Genomic DNA, 17,202 nt, shown 5'->3' with positions numbered 1-17,202 from the left:
CTTGAACGACATCGAGGCCGCCGCTGCACCCGGTGCGCTGCAGGGGCAGAACCTGATGCTCGTGATCACCACCTACAACCGTTCGGACTACCTCCGGGGCCTGCTGGACTCGGTTCGCGCGCTTCGTCCCGCGCCCACCGCGGTGGTCGTCGTCGACAACGCCAGCACCGACGACACGCCCGCGGTGATCGCCGAGGTTGCGGCGCAGACCCCCTTCCCCGTGCTTCACCACCGGCTTGCCACCAACACCGGCGGTGCCGGCGGCTTCGCGGCCGGCATGGAGCGGGCGCTGGCCGAGGGAGCCGACTGGCTGTGGATCATGGACGACGACGTCACCGCGGTGCCCGGCGCCCTGGCGGCCCTCGCCCCCTTCACCGGGCGGTACAAGTGCCTCCACGGCCGCCGCTGGGACGCCGCCGGGCGGCCGTTCTTCTGGCAGCACCGGTTCGTCGACTTCCTCGGGATCCACCTGCCGGTGCCCGGCGACGTCTTCCGGCACTCCCCCGTCTTCCGCACGAACGTGGGCTGCTTTGAAGGGATGCTTGTGCATGCCAGCGTTGTCCGGGAGGTGGGGCTCCCCGATCCCCGGTTCTTCCTCGGCGGCGACGACTCAACCTACGGGTGGCTCATCTCCCAGACCCATGAGGTGGCCTACGTTGACGCGTACGTGCTCGCGAAGACGCGCCCGCAGCGCCAGATCAGCCTGGGGGTCCGGCACCTCAATGACTCGAGCGACCTCAGCAGGTTCTACTCGATGCGCAACCGCGGCCTGGTCGCCCAGTACCTGCGCACCCGGGGGCGGTACGCACCTGCGGGTTTCGCCCTCGGCACCCTGCTCACGGCGGGCAAGGAAGTGCTGCGCCTGGTGGCCGTCGAACGCTCGGTCAGCGGACTTCCCGCCCTGGCGCGCGGCTGGCGGGAAGGGCGGCGGATCCGCCGGGACCCGGCCTGGCAGCCGATGCCCCCGCTGACCGGGGCCGCCCGCTGAGCTGATCAGCCCCGGTCCGGCTGGTGCTTCACCGGGCCGCGGCCCGGCTCTCCGGCCGGCGCGGCGTCCGCGTCTGCTCCCGCGGCCGGTACGTCCGCTCCGGCGGCGTGCGGGCCTGCTCCCCTGGCGTGCGCGTCTGCTCCCGCGGCGGGTACATCTGCTCCTGCGGCGTGCGCTCCCAAAGCGGGGCTAGCTCCGCCGGCCGGATCCGGTGCCTGCCCATCTGCCCCCACGATCGAGGGCACCACCCCGCGCAGCCGCTCAAGGGACAGCGTGCCCTGGCGGACGACCCGCAGCACTCCTGAGGTGGCGTCGACTATGGTGGAGCCCACAGCGTCCGGCGCGCGCGGGCCGTCCTCGAGGTAGACGGCCACCGCACCGTCGAGCTGCTCAAGTGCCTCGGCCGCGGTCCGCGCGGCGGGCTGTCCGGTGCGGTTGGCCGAGGAGACGGCGAGCGGGCCGGTGAGCGTCAACAGGTCAAGGGCCACCCGGTCGTCGGGCATCCGCAGGGCCACGGTGCCGAAGGTTTCCCCGAGGTCCCAGGTGAGCGAGGGCTGGGTGTGGAAGATGAGCGTCAGCCCGCCGGGCCAGAACGCCTCGGCGAGGGCGCGGGCATCGGGGTGGATTCTGGTGGCGAGTCCCTCCATCGTCTGCGGCCGGGGAATCAGCACCGGGGGCGGCATGTTGCGTCCGCGCCCCTTCGCGGCGAGCAGTGCGGCAACGGCACGGGGCGAAAAGGCGTCGGCGGCAATTCCGTACACCGTGTCCGTCGGCAGGACCACGCATTGCTGGGAGGCAAGGGCCCGCTGGGCGGCGGCGAGCCCCTCGCCGCGCTGGCCGGGATCGGTGCAGTCGTAGGTAGTTGTCACGGGACCATTCTTTCATTGCGCGGGTCGTTACCGGCGCGGGCTCGAACCGCGGCGGGCCGGCGGGCGCACCGGCCCGCCGACCGGTGGTTCACGGACTCAGCGGGCTGTGCTTTTCATCAGCTCCTCCGGCGCCCCGAAGCCCCTGCCGCGGAAGCCGGCCGAATAGGCCCGCGCCCAGCGCACCAGGCCGACGCCGTCCCGGACCGAGAGGAAGTAGTAAGGGAAGCCGATAATGTCGGCGGCGAACCAGCGCAGGTTGCGGTAGCGGCGGGTGAGGTAGCCGCGGTTGCGGAAGTAGCAGTACCGCTTGAAGTCGCCCTCGGGGATGACCGGGGTGATGAAACCGCGGAAGATCGGCTTCATCTCGGCCCAGGAGGCGGGGTGTCGCACCGCGGTGGTCGCCACCGTCCCGTACTTCAGGCCGGCCTTCTTGACCTTCGCGAGGAAGTCCACCTCGTCGCCGCGGATGAAGAACTTCAGGTCCGGCAGGCCCACGGTGTGGAAGACCTCACGGCGGATCAGCGCCCCGTTGAAGAAGTGAAGCATGTCCGGCAGGTACCCGAGAGGTTCGAGCCGGGTGCGGTCGTTGGTCAGCAGGCCGTTGATGCGGAAGTTGAACGAGAGCCGGTTCGGATCCTCGGTGGCGACGACGAGAGGGCTGACGATGTCCAGGCCGTGTTCCCCGGCCGCTGCCAGGAGGACCTCCAGGCAGCGGGCGTCCTCGGGGTGCCCGTCGTCGTCCATCAGCCAGATCCAGTCGGCGCCGCTGGCCAGCGCGGCGAGGATGGCGTAGGCGAACCCCCCGGCCCCGCCCAGGTTGGCCTCCGAACGGAGGTAGTTGATGGTGCCGTCCGCCGCCGCAACGACGTCGGCCGCCGGGCGGGTGCCCGAATCGACGAGGGCGACCGAGGTAACGGGGACGCTCTGCTGGGCGAGGCCCTTGAGCAGGAGCCCGAGTTCCTCGTGGCGGTCAAAGGTGACGGCCGCTACGGCTACGTTGGTCATGCATTCGTCCTTGGGTCGGGGAGGCCCGCCGCCGCGGAGGTGGCGGCGGGTCAGGCGGGGTGGATTGTCTGTCCGAGCGGAGCGAGCACGGCGCTGGTGGCCCGCTGCCTGCCGTTGAGGTCGAGGTGGGTGGTGACGTCCGAGAAGGTGCCGGCCCGCCGGAGTATCGCCGCGATGGCTTCGGCCTGCACTTCGGCGTGCTCCATCACGAAGAAGCCGCCGGGCTTCAGCAGCCGCGCCGCCGAGGCCGCCGCCGCCGTGGGGAGCACCATGCCGTCCTCTCCCCCGCCGTACAGGGCCTCGGGCGGATCGTGGAGGGCCACCTCGGGTTCGTGGGGAATGGCGGCCGCGGGAATGTAGGGCGGGTTCGACACGACGATGTCGAAGCTGCCGTCGTGCTCGGGAAGCGCTGTCGCGAGGTCGCCTCGAACGAGCCTCACGCCGCGCGGGCGGAGGTTGACCTCTGCCCAGGCGGCGGCGAGTTCGCTGAGTTCGACGGCGTAGACGTGCGCACCGGGGACCTCGTCGGCGAGGGCGGCGGCGATGGCGCCGGACCCCGTTCCCAGGTCGACGATCTTCAGGGCCGGCCGCTCCCCGGCCGCGGCACCCGGCGCGTCCCCGTCGGTGCGGATCGTGGATGAGGCGGAGAGGGCGGCGGCATGGTCGACCACCAGCTGCACCACGGACTCTGTTTCGGGCCGAGGGATGAACACCCCGGGCCCCACGGCCAGTTCGACGTGCCGGAAGTAGGCCGTTCCGGTAAGGTGCTGCAGCGGGACCCGCTGGGCCCGTTCGGCGACGAGCTCGGGGAAGCCTGCGGGGACCGTCGCGCCGGTCAGCGCGAGGGCGCGGACCCGTCCGACGCCCACACCCAGGAGGTGCGCCGCCAGCAGTTCGGCGTCGACGCGGGGGCTGGGCACCCCTGCCGCGGCCAGCGTGGCCGCGGCGGCACGCAGCCCGTCGTTCAACGGCGTTTCGGGATCCACCGAGTCAGTCGTCCGTGCCGATGGCGTCGAGGCGGGCCTGCTCGTCCATCTCGATGGCGGACTGCACGACCGGCTCGAGGTCGCCGTTCATGACGGCGTCGAGGTTGTAGGCCTTGTACCCGGTGCGGTGGTCGGCGATCCGGTTCTCGGGGTAGTTGTAGGTGCGGATGCGCTCGGAGCGGTCCATGGTCCGGATCTGCGACTTGCGGATGTCGGAGTTCGCCGCGTCGATCTTCTCCTGCTCGTGCGCGAGGATGCGCGAGCGAAGCACGCGCATGGCCGCCTCGCGGTTCTGCAGCTGGGACTTCTCGTTCTGCATGGCCACCACGATCCCGGTGGGAAGGTGGGTGATGCGCACCGCGGAGTCGGTGGTGTTGACCGACTGGCCGCCCGGACCGGAGGAGCGGTAGACGTCGATCTTCAGGTCGTTCTGGCTGATCTCGACCTCTTCGGGCTCGTCGACCTCGGGCAGGACGAGGACGCCGGCGGCGGAGGTGTGGATACGGCCCTGGGACTCGGTGACCGGAACCCGCTGGACGCGGTGGACGCCGCCTTCGAACTTCAGGCGGGCGTACACGCCCTCGGCGAGGTCGTTGGAGCTGCCCTTGATGGCCATCTGCACATCCTTGTAGCCGCCGAGGTCGGACTCGGTGGCGGAGATGAGCTCGGTCTTCCAGCCGCGGGATTCGGCGTACCGCACGTACATGCGCAGCAGGTCCCCGGCGAACAGGGCCGCCTCGTCGCCGCCTTCCCCGCCCTTGACCTCGATGATGACGTTGCGGCTGTCGTTGGGGTCCCGGGGAATCAGCAGGCGGCGCAGGCGTTCCTGCGCTGCGGCGAGCTGCTCCTCGAGCACGGGCACCTCGGCGGCCAGTTCGGGGTCTTCCCCCGCCATCTCGCGCGCCGCCTCGAGGTCGTCCTCGAGGGTGCTCCAGCGGTTGTGCGCGTCGACGATGCGGCCGAGCTCGGCGTACCGGCGTCCGAGCTTCCGTGCCAGCGACTGGTCGGCATGGACGGCGGGGTCGGACAGCTGAAGCTGCAGTTCCGCGTGCTCGTCGAGCAGGCCCTGGATGGACTCAAACATTGGTGCTACCTCTTTCGGCTCGTGCAAGCCAGTCTAGTGATTACTCGGGGACGCAGAAATCGCAGGGGAACGCCGGCAGGGCCGGTAGCTGCTGCGGCCTCGACGCGGTGCCGGTTTGCTACCAGACGGGTCCGCGTTAACGAAACAGCCGCCCAGGGCGTGCCGACCACGAAAGTGACCTGCACGCCCGTGGGCGGCTGGACGGACGCTAATCCGAGTCTTTGGACCCCAAAGTGGTCTTCTGGACCTGCATCAGGAACTCGACGTTGGACTGCGTCTCCCGGATCTTGTTGGTCAGCAGCTCGAGTGCCTGCTGCTGCTCGAGCCCGGAGAGCACCCGGCGGAGCTTCCACATGATCTTGACCTCGTCCGGCGACAGGAGGTTCTCCTCGCGCCGGGTGCCGGAGGCGTTGACGTCAACGGCCGGGAAGATGCGCTTGTCGGCCAGGTGGCGTGACAGGCGGAGCTCCATGTTGCCGGTGCCCTTGAACTCCTCGAAGATGACCTCGTCCATCTTGGACCCGGTCTCCACCAGCGCGGTGGCGAGGATGGTCAGCGATCCGCCGTTCTCGATGTTGCGTGCCGCACCGAAGAAGCGCTTCGGCGGGTACAGCGCCGCCGAGTCGACGCCGCCGGAGAGGATACGGCCCGAAGCCGGGGCGGCCAGGTTGTAGGCGCGTCCCAGGCGGGTCATCGAGTCGAGGAGGACGACGACGTCCTTGCCCATCTCCACGAGGCGCTTGGCGCGTTCGATCGAGAGTTCGGCAACCGTTGTGTGGTCATCGGCGGGACGGTCGAAGGTCGAGGCGATGACCTCGCCCTTGACGGTCCGCTGCATGTCGGTGACTTCTTCGGGACGTTCGTCGACGAGGACCATCATGAGGTGGACCTCGGGGTTGTTGATGGTGATCGCATTGGCGATGGCCTGCAGGATCAGCGTCTTACCGGCCTTGGGCGGGGACACGATGAGACCGCGCTGGCCCTTGCCGATCGGAGCCACGAGGTCGATCACGCGCGGACCGATCTTCTTGGGCTCGGTCTCCAGGCGCAGCCGCTCGGACGGGTAGAGGGGCACCAGCTTGGCGAACTCCACGCGGTCCCGAAGGTCCTCGGCGGGGATGGCGTTGACCGAGGTCACCCGCACCAGGGCGTTGAACTTCTGGCGCGTGCTGGCCTGGGTCTCGCCGTCGCGGGGTGCACGGATGGCACCGACCACGGCGTCGCCCTTGCGCAGGTTGTACTTCTTGACCTGGGCCAGGGAGACATAGACGTCGTTCGGGCCTGGCAGGTAGCCGGAGGTGCGCACGAAGGCGTAGTTCTCCAGGATGTCGAGCACGCCGGCGACGGGCAGAAGCACGTCGTCCTCGGTGACCTCGACGTCGTCGACGTCCGGGTTGGCGTTGCGCCCGCGGCGGCGGTCGCTGCGCTCGTTGCGGTCGCGGAACCTGCTGGTGCGCTCCTCGTCGCGGGAGTTGCGCCCGGTGCGGTTGCGGCGGTTGCGGCCGCGGCCCTCGTCCTGGCTGTCCCCGCGGTCGCCCCGGTTGTCGTTGCGGGTGTCGGCCCGGTTGTCGTTCCGGGTGTCGGCCCGGTTGTCCCCGTTGCGCTCACCGCGGGTATCGTCCTCGCGCTCGCCCCGGTTGCGGCTGCGGCGCTCGTTGCGGTCTCGGCCTTCGCCCTGCTGCGCGTTGCCGGAATCTCCGGCGGTGCGGGTCTCCTCGGCGTCGGCGCCGTCGGCGGTCGGGGCCTCGGCGCGGTCATCGCCCCGGCGTCCGCGCCGGTTGCGCTGGTTGCGTCCCGAGCCTTCGCGGTCACCGTTGCCGCGGTCTGCGGCCTCGGCGGGGGCTTCGGCGGCGGCGGTCTCGACAGCGGTGTCGGAAGCGGCCTCGGATGCGCCCTGGGCGGTGACTACGCCGTCGCTTCCGGCGCGGCGGTTACGGTTGCGGGTGCGCGGGGCGCGCTCGGCCGGGGCGGCGCTTTCGGCGGCCTCGGGGGCTGCGTCCGGGCGCTCGGCCGGGGCCTGCTGGCGGTCGACGGCCGGTGCCTGCTGGCGGTCGGCCACGGCGGAACCGCGCTGGTGATCCGAAATCGCGGACACCAGGTCGCTCTTGCGCATCCGCGAACCGCCGGTGATTCCCAGCTGTCCGGCAAGCGCCTGGAGCTGGGCCAGCTTCAGGCCAGCGAGTCCGCTGCTCTTTGAAGCCGGTGCGCTGACTGGTTCAGCGCTGGATGTATCCACACCTGGCAACAGGTCAGTGGTATCAGTCACGAAGGATCCTTCCCCCTCGTCGGGCGGCCACTTCACGAGTGTGCCGCGTAGGTTAGCCCCGCTGCCGCTCTAGATGGGCAGGAGGAGTTCGGCTGACCTGTTATGGGCAGGTTCGCCGCATGTGCTGGAAGCCTGGGGAATTCGGTGCGTCAGGTCGAACCTGGCCGCACAACGATGATTTCGGAGGCTACACCGGAGATTGCGCCACTGCTGATAAAACTGCAGTTTCTCGGCGGTCTAAGACAAGGACGGCCGGCTCAACAGAGGCACTCTTCAGAACCGTAAGTACGGTTCCTACCTTTGGTGCACTTCCACTTTAGCACCTTCCCGCGCAACATCGAGCCGAAGAATCCGCCAGCCGCCCGGCGTGTCGGACGCGGCGGCAAGCGCGCGGGCGGCCCCGAGTGCCCGTGCTGCCTCCTCCTCGCCGACGGCGAAGGTCATGACGGTGGGCCCGGCACCGGAAATCACCGACGCGAAGCCCTGCGCCCGCAATGCCTGCATGAGCACCGCGCTCGGGAGCATGACCGAGGCGCGGTACTCCTGGTGCAGCGCATCGCGGGTGCCGGGATGGAGCAGGTCCGGCCTCACGGTGAGAGCGTGAACGAGCAGCGCCGCGCGGCCGGCGTTCGCCGAGGCGCTCCCGTGCGGCACCGACGTCGGCAGCAGCCCGCGGGCTCTCTCGGTGGACAGGGCGGTGTCGGGGATGGCGGCGATCGGGATGATGTCGGGGTGGACCTCCACCCGGGTGCTCTGGAAGGCCCTGCCGGTCTCCCAGGAGATGGCCAGCGATCCGAGCAGCGCCGGGGCGACATTGTCGGGGTGGCCCTCAAGGGTTGAACACCACTGAAGCACCGCCGCCTCGTCGAGCCGATGGGCTTCGGGCAGCAGCGCGTTCGCGGCGAGCACACCGGACACGATGGCGGCGGCGGAGGAGCCCAGCCCGCGCCCGTGGGGGATCACATTGACCGTCTCGATTTCCAGGCCGGGCGCCGACCAGCCGGCGTTGGCGAGGGTTCCGAGCAGGGCGCGGGCCACCAAGTGGGAGCCGTCGGTGGGCAGGGCCCCCGCGCCCTCCCCCGTGGGGAACACCGCCGTGGTGCCGGAGTCGACGGTGCGCACGCGCACCGTGTCGAACAGGCCGAGGGCCAGCCCCAGGCTGTCGAACCCGGGGCCGAGGTTCGCGCTCGTCGCCGGCACGGTGACCCGGACGGCCTGGCCGGAGTCGACGAGGCGTGCGGGGGCCGAGAGCACCGCGTCCTCAGGCACGTGCCCGGTCCGCGGTCTCTTCGAGCCCCAGGGCGGCCGCGACGCTCACGACGTCGAACTCGACCTTGGTGGGCTCGACGTCGGAGCCGTCGGCGGTGCGCAGGGCCCATTGGGGGTCCTTCAGCCCGTGGCCGGTGACGGTGATGACGATGGTCTTGCCCTTTGGGGCGAGGCCCTCGCCGTGCTTCTTCAGCAGCCCGGCCACGCCGGCGGCGGAGGCGGGTTCGACGAAGACGCCCTCGCGGGAGGACAGCCAGCGGTGCGCCTCGAGGATCTCGTCGTCGCTGACGGCCTCGATCAGGCCGCCGGATTCGTCGCGCGCGGCAACGGCGAGGTCCCAGGAGGCCGGGTTGCCGATCCGGATGGCCGTGGCGATGGTGTCGGGCTCGGTGACGGGGTGGCCCTTCACCAGCGGCGAGGCGCCCTCGGCCTGGAAGCCCCACATCACGGGGGTCTTCGTCGCCACCGGGGCGAGTTCTCCGTCGGCGGTGGCGTAGGGCGCCGCGTATTCCTTGTAGCCCTTCCAGTACGCGCTGATGTTGCCCGCGTTCCCGACCGGAAGCAGGTGGTAGTCGGGGGCGTCCCCGAGGCTGTCGACGACCTCGAACGCGGCGGTTTTCTGGCCCTCGAGCCGCGCCGGGTTCACCGAGTTCACGAGGAACACCGGGTAGGCCTCGGCGAGCTTGCGGGCGACGTCGAGGCAGTTGTCGAAGTTGCCGTTGACCTGCAGCAGCTGGGCGCCGTGGGCGATGGCCTGGCTGAGCTTGCCCATCGAGATCTTGCCGTCGGGCACCAGCACGGCGCAGGTGATGCCGGCCTGGGTTGCGTAGGCGGCGGCGGAGGCCGAGGTGTTGCCGGTGGAGGCGCAGACGACGGCCTTGGCGCCGGCAGCGACGGCCGCGGTCATCGCCATGGTCATGCCGCGGTCCTTGAAGGAGCCCGTGGGGTTCATCCCCTCGACCTTCAGGTAGACCTCGGATCCGGTGAGCTCCGAGAGAGCCCGGGCCCGCACGAGCGGGGTGCCTCCCTCACCGAGCGTGACGACCTCGGTGGACTCGGTCACGGGCAGTCGGTCGGCGTATTCGCGGATTACTCCGCGCCACTGGTGTGCCACTTAGATTCCCTCTACTCGAAGAACGGATGTCACTGAATTGATGACGGGCAGCGCCGCGACCTGCTTGACGGTTGCCGCCAGTGAGGCCTCGGTGGCGCGGTGGGTCACGATCCGCAGTTCCGCGGTCCCCTCGGCGCCGGGGCCCGGCTGGTGGATGCTCTGCCTCATGGTTTCGATGGAGACGGCGTTGTCGGCGAAGATCGTCGCGATGCGCGCCAGCACCCCCGGCTGGTCGGCGACATCGAGCCCGATGCAGTAGCTGGTGCTCACGGTGTCGATGCTCCGCGCCGGGACGTGCCCGGTGGTGGTCTCGGTGCGGCCCGGGCCGCCGAGCATCATGCGGCGGGCGGCGCTCACGACGTCGCCGAGCACCGCCGAGGCGGTGGGGGTGCCGCCGGCGCCCTGGCCGTAGAACATCAGTTCCCCGGCGTTTTCGGCCTCGACGAACACTGCGTTGAACGCTCCGTGCACCGCGGCCAGCGGGTGGTCCCGGGGCAGGAGCGTGGGATGCACCCGCACGCTGACGCCGGGGTCGCCGGCCTCGTCGGAGAGCAGTTCCGCGATGGCAAGGAGCTTGATGACGTACCCGTCGGCCCGGGCCGCGGCGATGTCATCGGCGGTGACCTGCGTGATGCCCTCGCAGTAGACGTTCTCCAGGGCGAAGCGCGTGTGGAAGGACAGCGAGGCGAGGATGGCCGCCTTCGCCGCGGCGTCATGCCCCTCGACGTCCGCGGTTGGATCGGCCTCCGCGTAGCCGAGCTCCTGCGCAGCGCGCAGCGCGTCGGCGAACTGCGCCCCGGTGGCGTCCATCTGGTCGAGGATGTAGTTGGTGGTGCCGTTGACGATGCCGAGCACCCGCGTGATGCGGTCCCCCGAGAGGCTGTCGCGGATGGGCCTCAGGATCGGGATCGCCCCGGCGACGGCGGCCTCGTAGGAGAGCTGCACTCCGGCGGCGTCGGCCTTCTCGTAAAGGGCCGGGCCGTCCTGGGCGAACAGGGCCTTGTTGCCGCTGACCACCGTGGCTCCGTGCTCGATGGCCCGCAGGATCAGCGAGCGGGCCGGTTCGATGCCGCCCATCAATTCGATGACGATGTCGGCGTTCTCAACGAGCGACTCCGCGTCGGTCGTGAACAGCTCCTGCGGAAGGGCCGTGCCGCGGTCGGTGTCGAGGGAGCGCACGGCGATGCCGACGAGCTCGAGGGGCGCGCCGGCGCGGGAGCCGAGCGCCGCAGCGTCGTCGAGGAGGATGCGCGCGACCTGGGAACCGACGTTTCCGGCGCCGAGGAGGGCGACGCGCAGGGGCTTCGCGGAGGCTTCAGTGAGGTTCATGCGCTGGATCGGGCTCCTGGGGTCGGGGTGGCGGCGCGCTGGACGTCGCGGGCCAGCAGGTCCTCTTCGGTCTCGCCGCGGACGATCAGCCGGGCGGTTCCCTCGGCGACGGCCACCACCGGCGGGCGGCCGAGGTAGTTGTAGTTGCTCGAAAGCGCCCAGCAGTAGGCGCCGGTGCCGGGCACGGCGAGCAGGTCCCCCGCCGCGGTGTCGCCGGGAAGGTAGACATCGCGCACCACGATGTCCCCGCTCTCGCAGTGCTTGCCGACGACGCGCGACAGGACCGGGTCGGCCCCGGAGACACGCGAGGCGAGCACAGCGGAGTAGTCGGCGTCGTAGAGCACGGGCCGGGCGTTGTCGCTCATCCCGCCGTCGACCGAGACGTAGCGCCGCGGCTCGGTGGCCGGCTGCCCGGGCCCGGCCGGGACCGTGTCGACGTGGACCGTCTTCGTGGTACCGGTGGTGTAGAGGGTGAAGGTCGAGGGGCCGACGATCGCCCGCCCGGGCTCGATCGAGATCCGCGGGACGGCGAGTCCGAGGTCGGCGCAGGTGGAGCCCACAACGGCGGCCATCGCGCCGGCAATCTCCTCCGGTCCGCGCGGCACGTCGGCCTCGGTGTAGGCGATGCCGTAGCCGCCGCCGAGGTCCAGTTCGGGAAGTTCGACGCCGTGCCGGTCGCGGACGGCGGCCAGGAAGCCAAGCAGGCGGCGGGCGGCGAGTTCGAAGCCTTCGGCCTCGAAGATCTGCGAGCCGATGTGGCAGTGGACCCCGAGCAGGCGCAGGCCGGGGTGTGCGAGCGCGGCGTCGACCGCGCGGGAGGCCGGGGAGCGTCCCCCGGGATCGGACGGGTCGGCGCCCAGGGACAGGCCGAACTTCTGGTCCTCATGCGCGGTGGCGATGAATTCGTGGGTGGAGGCGTGGACGCCCGGGGTCAGGCGCAGCAGCACGTTGGCGCGCACCCCGCGGGCCTCGGCCAGGTCGCCGACGATCGCGATCTCCTGGAGGCTGTCGACGACGATCCGGCCAAGGTCCAGGTCCAGCGCGCGGCCGATCTCCGCGGCCGACTTGTTGTTCCCGTGAAGGCCCAGCCGCTCCCCCGGCAGTCCGGCGCGCATGGCGACGGCGAGCTCACCGCCGGAGCAGGTGTCGAGGTTCAGCCCCTCTTCGGACACCCAGTGGGCGATCTCCGAGCAGAGGAAGGACTTGCCGGCGTAGTAGACGTCCACTTCCCCGCCGATGGCGGCGAAGGCGGCGCTGAAGGCGTCCCGGAAGCCGGCGGCGCGGGCACGGAAGTCGGCCTCCGAGACGACGAACAGCGGCGTGCCGAACTCGGCGGCCAGTTCCTCGACGGACACGCCGTCGACGGCGAGCACCCCGTCGGCGGAGCGCTCCACGTCGCGGGCCCACAGTTTGCGCTCCAGCGCGGCTGGGTCGGCGGGGATGGTGAGCCAGTCGGGGGCGAGGGGTGATCCGGCCGCCATGCCTACATCCTTTCCGGGGCGGAGACGCCGAGCAGCGACAGTCCGTTCGCGAGCACCTGCTGGGTGGCGTTGTTCAGCCAGAGCCTGCTGCGGTGGACCTCCTCGACGGGTTCCCCGCCGATGGGGGCGATGCGGCAGGCGTCGTACCAGCGGTGGTAGGTGCCGGCGATGACCTCGAGGTGGCGGGCGACCCGGTGCGGCTCCCTAAAGGCCGCTGCCTGCGCCACAACGCCGGGGAACTGCCCGAGGGCGGCGAGGAGTTCGCCCTCGGTGGGATGGCCCAGGGTCGAGGCGTCGAAGCTGCTCGTGTCGACGCCGGCGGAGACGGCGTTGCGTTCCACGGCGTGGGTGCGGGCGTGGGCATACTGGACGTAGAAGACGGGGTTCTCGTTGCTGCGCTTGGTCAGCAGGTCAAGGTCGATGTCGATGTTCGAATCCGCCGAGAACCGCGCGAGGGTGTAGCGGGCGGCGTCGACGCCCACCGCCTCGACGAGGTCCTCAAGGCTGACGACGGTTCCCGCACGCTTGGACATCCGCACGGGCGTGCCGTCCTTCACCAGGTTCACAAGCTGGCCGATCATCACCTCGATGGTGTCGGGGTCGTCGCCCAGCGCCGCGGCGGCGGCCTTGAGCCGGGCTACGTAGCCGTGATGGTCGGCACCGAGCATGATGATGTTCAGGTCGAACCCCCGCTGGCGCTTGTTCACCATGTAGCCGATGTCGCCGGCGATGTAGGCGGGCGTGCCGTCGGAGCGGATGACCACGCGGTCGCGGTCGTCGCCGAAGTCGGTGGACTTCAGCCACCAGGCGCCGTCCTCGAAGAAGAGGTTCCCCGAGCCCTTGAGCTGCTCGAGCAGGCCCTCGACGAAGTTGTTCTCGAACAGGGAGTGCTCGTGGAAGTAGACGTCGAAGTCGACGCCGAACTCGTGGAGCGACTTCTTGATGTCGCCGAACATGAGGTCTACACCGATGGCGCGGAACTGCTCGAGCGCGTCGGCCTCGTCCAGCGAGGGGATCGAGGGGTCCTTCGCGAGCACCCGGTTGGCGATGTCGACGATGTAGTCCCCGCCGTAGCCGTCCTCGGGCGCCGGCCGGCCCAGGGCGCTGGCGTAGAGGGAGCGGGCGAAACGGTCGATCTGCGCCCCGTGGTCGTTGAAGTAGTACTCGCGGGTGACATCGGCGCCCTGTGACTGAAGGATGCGCGCGAGCGCGTCGCCCACGGCGGCCCAGCGGGTGCCGCCGATGTGGATGGGGCCGGTCGGGTTGGCCGAGACGAACTCGAGGTTGATTCTGCGGCCGGCAAGGGTGGTGTTCGTTCCGTAGGCGGTGCCCGCCTCCACGATGGTGCGGGCGAGTTCGCCGGCGGCTCCGGCGTCGAGGGTGATGTTGAGGAAGCCCGGCCCGGCGATGTCGACCGATGCGACGCCGTCGATCGCCTCGAGGCGGTTCTTGAGGATCCCGGCGAACTCGCGGGGGTTCATGCCGGCCTTCTTTGACAGCTGCAGGGCGATGTTCGTGGCCCAGTCCCCGTGCTCGCGGTTCTTCGGCCGCTCGACGCGCACTTCCGCTGGGAGCTCGATGTCGAACTCCCCGTCGGCGACGGCGGTCTTCAGGCAGGCGGAAATAGCGGAGGAGAGTTCTTCAGGAGTCACCCGTCCAGCATAACGGCGCACGCCGTGGCCGCCGCTTTGTGTGACGGGTGGGACAGCTGGGGCACGGTCGGGCGCTCCGGGCGCCATCCGGACACCTCCCGGGAACGAATACAGGGCAGCCGGGTTGTTCCCCGCCGGGCTGCTGCACAATTGTTGAGTATCACTGTCCGCCCGGCACAACCCGGCCGGGCGATTTCCGGGCCCACAGTCAAGGAGAAACCGCCGTGAAAGACCTCGAAGCCGGATTGGCCGACGCCCGCACCCGCAGCATGACCGGAAAGCGCGTGCTCCACGCCCTGGCGGCGGCCTCGCTCCTCGGTGTGGCGGGCTGCGCCGGAACGGCTCCGTCGCCGGGCTCGGAACCTGCGGGAGAAACAGCCAGCAGTGCAGCACCCGAGGCACCGGCCAGCGCCGAGCCCACCGAAGCGGCCCCCGCCGCGTCCGACCAGACGTACGAGGACGGCGAGTTCACCCAGGTCGGCTCCTACGTCTCTCCCGGCGGCACCGAGGAGATCGGGGTGACCCTGACCCTGGAGAAGGACGTCGTGACGGCGGTGACCACCGAGCCGATGCCGTCGAACCCCACGGCGAAGCTCTACCAGGAGCGGTTCAGCGGGGGCATCCAGGAGGAGATTGTCGGCAAGAAGCTCGACGAGCTGAAGGTCGACAAGGTGGCCGGTTCCTCCCTGACCAGTGGGGGCTTCGCCGAGGCGACGGACCTCATCAAGAGCGAAGCCAAGCTCTAGTCGATGGTGCTCGGGGGCAGCTTCGTCTTTGAGGCCATCGGGACCCGCTGGCAGATCGACACTGCCGCTCCGCTGGAACCCGGGGTCCGTGCCGCAATCGCCGGCCTGATTGAAGACTACGACGCCCTGTATTCGCGCTTCCGCTCCGACTCCGCGGTGGCCGCCCTCGCCGCCGGCGGCGGGCGGCTCGAGCTTCCCGCCCACGGCGCCGCCCTCGGCCGGCTGTACAGGAGGCTGTACCGGCTCACGGACGGCTCGATGTCACCCCTGGTCGGGTCCGTCCTCGAGCACCAGGGGTATGACGCTCACTACAGCTTCACTCCCAAGGGCCCGCCCGCCCCGGCCCGGTCCTGGGATGCGGTGCTCGACTGGGAGGGCCCGGTCGTCACGGCCTCCGGGCCCGTCACCCTCGACGTCGGTGCCGCCGGAAAAGGCCAGCTCGTCGACCTCGTGGGCGGGCTGCTCACCGACGCGGGGCATACCGAATTCCTTGTCGACGCCAGCGGCGATATGCTCCACTCGGGCACCACGGCCCTCACCGTGGGGCTCGAACATCCCTACGATCCCGCACGGGTGATCGGCACCGTGCAGCTGCGCGGCCGGGCACTGTGCGCCTCCGCCTCGAACCGCAGAGCCTGGGGCGATGGCCTCCACCATGTGGTCGATGCCCGCACCGGCACCAGCGTCTCGACGGTGGTGGCGACCTGGGTCCTCGCGGCGGACACCATGACCGCCGATGCCCTGGCCACGGCACTGTTCCTCGCCGAACCCGACGTGCTGGCCGAGGAATTCGCCTTCGACTTCGTTCAGGTATTCTCCGACGGGCACGCCCGCTTCTCCCCGACCCTGAACGGAGCACTGTTCGTCCCATGAACGGTATCGACCAGCTGCTGGGCCGGATCTCGATGTACCGGCTGACCCTCTCCCTCCTGATCCTGCTCACGGCGGCCTCCCTCGGATTCTCGGCCGCGGGCCTGCTCGCCTTCCGCCCCTCGGAGCTCACCGCCACCCTGGCCACCGCCCTGGTCTCCACCTGGGGCGGCACGCGGATCATGGCGATGATCCTGCGGATGCGCCCGCACAATGAGTCGGCGCTGATCACCGGCTTCATCCTGTTCTTCATCATGTTCCCCACCCTGGACGGGCCCGGGCTCGGCGGCATCGCCGTCGCCGGGCTCGCCGCCGCGGCCTCGAAATTCCTCCTCGCGGTGCGCGGCCGGCACATCTTCAACCCGGCGGCCGCCGGGGCCGTCGTCGCCACTCTGCTCGGACTCTCCGCCGCGGGCTGGTGGGTCGCGAACCCGTACCTGCTCCCCTTCGTCCTGGTGGGCACCCTCGTGCTGCTGTACCGCACGCGCAAGCTCATCATGGGCGCCGGCTTCGTGGCGCTGAGCACCGGCATCCTCGTCGCGGGCCTGGCCTCGGGCGGGCTTCCGCCGCTGGCCGCGGCCCAGCTGGTCCTGGTGTCCTACCCGGTGCTCTTCCTCGTCGGGTTCATGCTGACCGAGCCGCTCACTCTGCCGCCGCTGCGCTGGCAGCAGCTCGTCACCGCCGCCGTCGTCGCCGTCGTCTTCGCCGCCCAGCCCTCGCTCGGGCCGGTGTTCCTCGGGCCGGAGTTCGCGCTCGTCATCGGCAACGCCGTCGCGTTCCTCATGGGGCAGCGGCGCAGCGTCCGGCTGAGGTTCACGGCACGCCGGGACCTCACCCCGACGAGCTCGGAGCTGGTGTTCGCCCCGTCGCACCCGGTGCGCTTCGAGGCGGGCCAGTACATGGAGCTGAACCTGCCGCACGAACGCACCGACGGGCGCGGATCCCGGCGGGTCTTCAGCATCACCTCCGCCCCGCAGGACCGGGACACCCTCAGCTTCGGGCTGCGCGTCAGCGAGCCCGGAAGCAGCTTCAAGAAGGCGCTGCTGGGCCTGAAGTCCGGCGCCGTGGTGACGGGCACCCTGGTCGGCGGGGACTTCCGGCTGCCGAAGGACCCCTCGGTTCCGCTGCTGCTGGCGGCCGGCGGGATCGGCATCACCCCCTTCATCAGCCAGCTCCGCGATGTGGCCCGGCGCGGCCAAAACCGCGACGTCGTCCTGGTGTACGTGGTGCGGTCGGCGGAGGAGATCGCCTACCGGGAGGAGCTCGTGGAGTTCGGCACGCCCGTCGCCCTCTTCGCCCCGCACGACCCGGCCTATGACGGCGTCGGTCTGCCTCCGCGCTGGCGCTACGCCGGAGCGGGCTACCCGAGCGCGGACCAGTTGACCGCCGAGGTGCCCGACCTGCCCTCCCGGCGGGTCTACGTCTCGGGCTCGCCGCTGATCATTTCGCACCTGCGCGCCGCGGTGCGGAAAGCCGGCGGAGGCAGGGTCACCACCGACGCGTTCCTCGGCTACTAGCCCCGGGCGCGCGCCGGGGAACCGCG

14 protein-coding genes are annotated in these 17,202 nt (G+C 70.6%); 4 read left to right on the top strand and 10 right to left on the bottom strand.

Going from position 1 to position 17,202, the window contains the following annotated elements:
- The first annotated feature begins 1 nt into the window (after position 1).
- Positions 2–988 (top strand): glycosyltransferase, encoded by a 987-nt coding sequence (locus E2F48_RS00180; RefSeq protein WP_165968652.1) that lies wholly within the window; start codon positions 2–4, stop codon positions 986–988.
- Between the two features lie 5 nt (positions 989–993).
- Here the strand turns inward: E2F48_RS00180 and E2F48_RS00175 are convergent, their stop codons facing one another.
- The 10 genes from E2F48_RS00175 to argS all read right to left on the bottom strand — a co-directional run bounded on the left by E2F48_RS00175 (position 994) and on the right by argS (position 14,043).
- The gene (locus tag E2F48_RS00175; RefSeq protein ID WP_133402036.1) at positions 994–1,857 is read right to left on the bottom strand and encodes an L-threonylcarbamoyladenylate synthase; all 864 of its coding nucleotides are present in this window, start codon (positions 1,855–1,857) and stop codon (positions 994–996) included.
- 96 nt (positions 1,858–1,953) lie between these two features.
- Positions 1,954–2,862, bottom strand: a complete 909-nt coding sequence (locus E2F48_RS00170; protein ID WP_133402035.1) for a glycosyltransferase — start codon at positions 2,860–2,862, stop codon at positions 1,954–1,956.
- A 50-nt stretch (positions 2,863–2,912) separates the two neighbouring features.
- Positions 2,913–3,848: a peptide chain release factor N(5)-glutamine methyltransferase gene (gene prmC, locus E2F48_RS00165; protein ID WP_133402034.1), complete on the bottom strand. Its 936-nt coding sequence runs from the start codon at positions 3,846–3,848 to the stop codon at positions 2,913–2,915.
- Positions 3,849–3,852: 4 nt separating this feature from the next.
- Positions 3,853–4,932: a peptide chain release factor 1 gene (gene prfA, locus E2F48_RS00160; protein WP_133402033.1), complete on the bottom strand. Its 1,080-nt coding sequence runs from the start codon at positions 4,930–4,932 to the stop codon at positions 3,853–3,855.
- A gap of 208 nt (positions 4,933–5,140) precedes the next feature.
- Entirely contained in the window at positions 5,141–7,198 is a 2,058-nt protein-coding gene (gene rho / locus E2F48_RS00155; RefSeq protein WP_133402032.1) for a transcription termination factor Rho, read from the bottom strand.
- Positions 7,199–7,492: 294 nt separating this feature from the next.
- Positions 7,493–8,467 (bottom strand): homoserine kinase, encoded by a 975-nt coding sequence (gene thrB, locus E2F48_RS00150; RefSeq protein ID WP_133402031.1) that lies wholly within the window; start codon positions 8,465–8,467, stop codon positions 7,493–7,495.
- The gene (gene thrC, locus E2F48_RS00145; RefSeq protein ID WP_133402030.1) at positions 8,460–9,581 is read right to left on the bottom strand and encodes a threonine synthase; all 1,122 of its coding nucleotides are present in this window, start codon (positions 9,579–9,581) and stop codon (positions 8,460–8,462) included. The genes thrB and thrC overlap by 8 nt, the downstream gene beginning before the upstream one ends.
- A complete protein-coding gene (locus E2F48_RS00140) occupies positions 9,582–10,910 on the bottom strand; it encodes a homoserine dehydrogenase (protein WP_133402029.1) in 1,329 nt (442 codons plus the stop codon).
- Positions 10,907–12,391 carry a diaminopimelate decarboxylase gene (gene lysA, locus E2F48_RS00135; RefSeq protein WP_133402028.1) on the bottom strand — a complete coding sequence of 495 codons (1,485 nt, stop codon included), beginning with the start codon at positions 12,389–12,391 and terminating at the stop codon, positions 10,907–10,909. Before lysA ends, E2F48_RS00140 begins: the two co-directional genes overlap by 4 nt.
- 2 nt (positions 12,392–12,393) lie before the next feature.
- Positions 12,394–14,043, bottom strand: coding sequence for an arginine--tRNA ligase (argS, locus tag E2F48_RS00130; protein ID WP_133402027.1), 1,650 nt, complete (start codon positions 14,041–14,043; stop codon positions 12,394–12,396).
- 224 nt (positions 14,044–14,267) lie between these two features.
- Between argS and E2F48_RS00125 the strand changes: the two genes are divergently transcribed.
- The 3 genes from E2F48_RS00125 to E2F48_RS00115 are packed head-to-tail and all read left to right on the top strand — an operon-like array spanning position 14,268 to position 17,176.
- Positions 14,268–14,789: a hypothetical protein gene (locus tag E2F48_RS00125; RefSeq protein ID WP_246018434.1), complete on the top strand. Its 522-nt coding sequence runs from the start codon at positions 14,268–14,270 to the stop codon at positions 14,787–14,789.
- 3 nt (positions 14,790–14,792) lie between these two features.
- Entirely contained in the window at positions 14,793–15,662 is an 870-nt protein-coding gene (locus E2F48_RS00120; RefSeq protein ID WP_133402026.1) for an FAD:protein FMN transferase, read from the top strand.
- Entirely contained in the window at positions 15,659–17,176 is a 1,518-nt protein-coding gene (locus E2F48_RS00115; protein ID WP_133402025.1) for an FAD-dependent oxidoreductase, read from the top strand. Before E2F48_RS00120 ends, E2F48_RS00115 begins: the two co-directional genes overlap by 4 nt.
- The last annotated feature ends 26 nt before the right edge of the window (positions 17,177–17,202 follow it).

The sequence above is a fragment of the Arthrobacter crusticola genome, assembly GCF_004357995.1.
Lineage (GTDB): Bacteria > Actinomycetota > Actinomycetes > Actinomycetales > Micrococcaceae > Arthrobacter_D > Arthrobacter_D crusticola.
Note: the sequence above shows the minus strand (reverse complement) of the source record. Positions and strands in the feature narration are given on the sequence as shown.

Coding starts and splice junctions, on each gene's coding strand:
- E2F48_RS00140 (WP_133402029.1), bottom strand. CDS start 10,910: ATGAACCTCACTGAAGCCTCCGCGAAGCCCCTGCGCGTCGCCCTCCTC.
- E2F48_RS00120 (WP_133402026.1), top strand. CDS start 14,793: ATGGTGCTCGGGGGCAGCTTCGTCTTTGAGGCCATCGGGACCCGCTGG.
- E2F48_RS00115 (WP_133402025.1), top strand. CDS start 15,659: ATGAACGGTATCGACCAGCTGCTGGGCCGGATCTCGATGTACCGGCTG.
- prfA (WP_133402033.1), bottom strand. CDS start 4,932: ATGTTTGAGTCCATCCAGGGCCTGCTCGACGAGCACGCGGAACTGCAG.
- lysA (WP_133402028.1), bottom strand. CDS start 12,391: ATGGCGGCCGGATCACCCCTCGCCCCCGACTGGCTCACCATCCCCGCC.
- E2F48_RS00170 (WP_133402035.1), bottom strand. CDS start 2,862: ATGACCAACGTAGCCGTAGCGGCCGTCACCTTTGACCGCCACGAGGAA.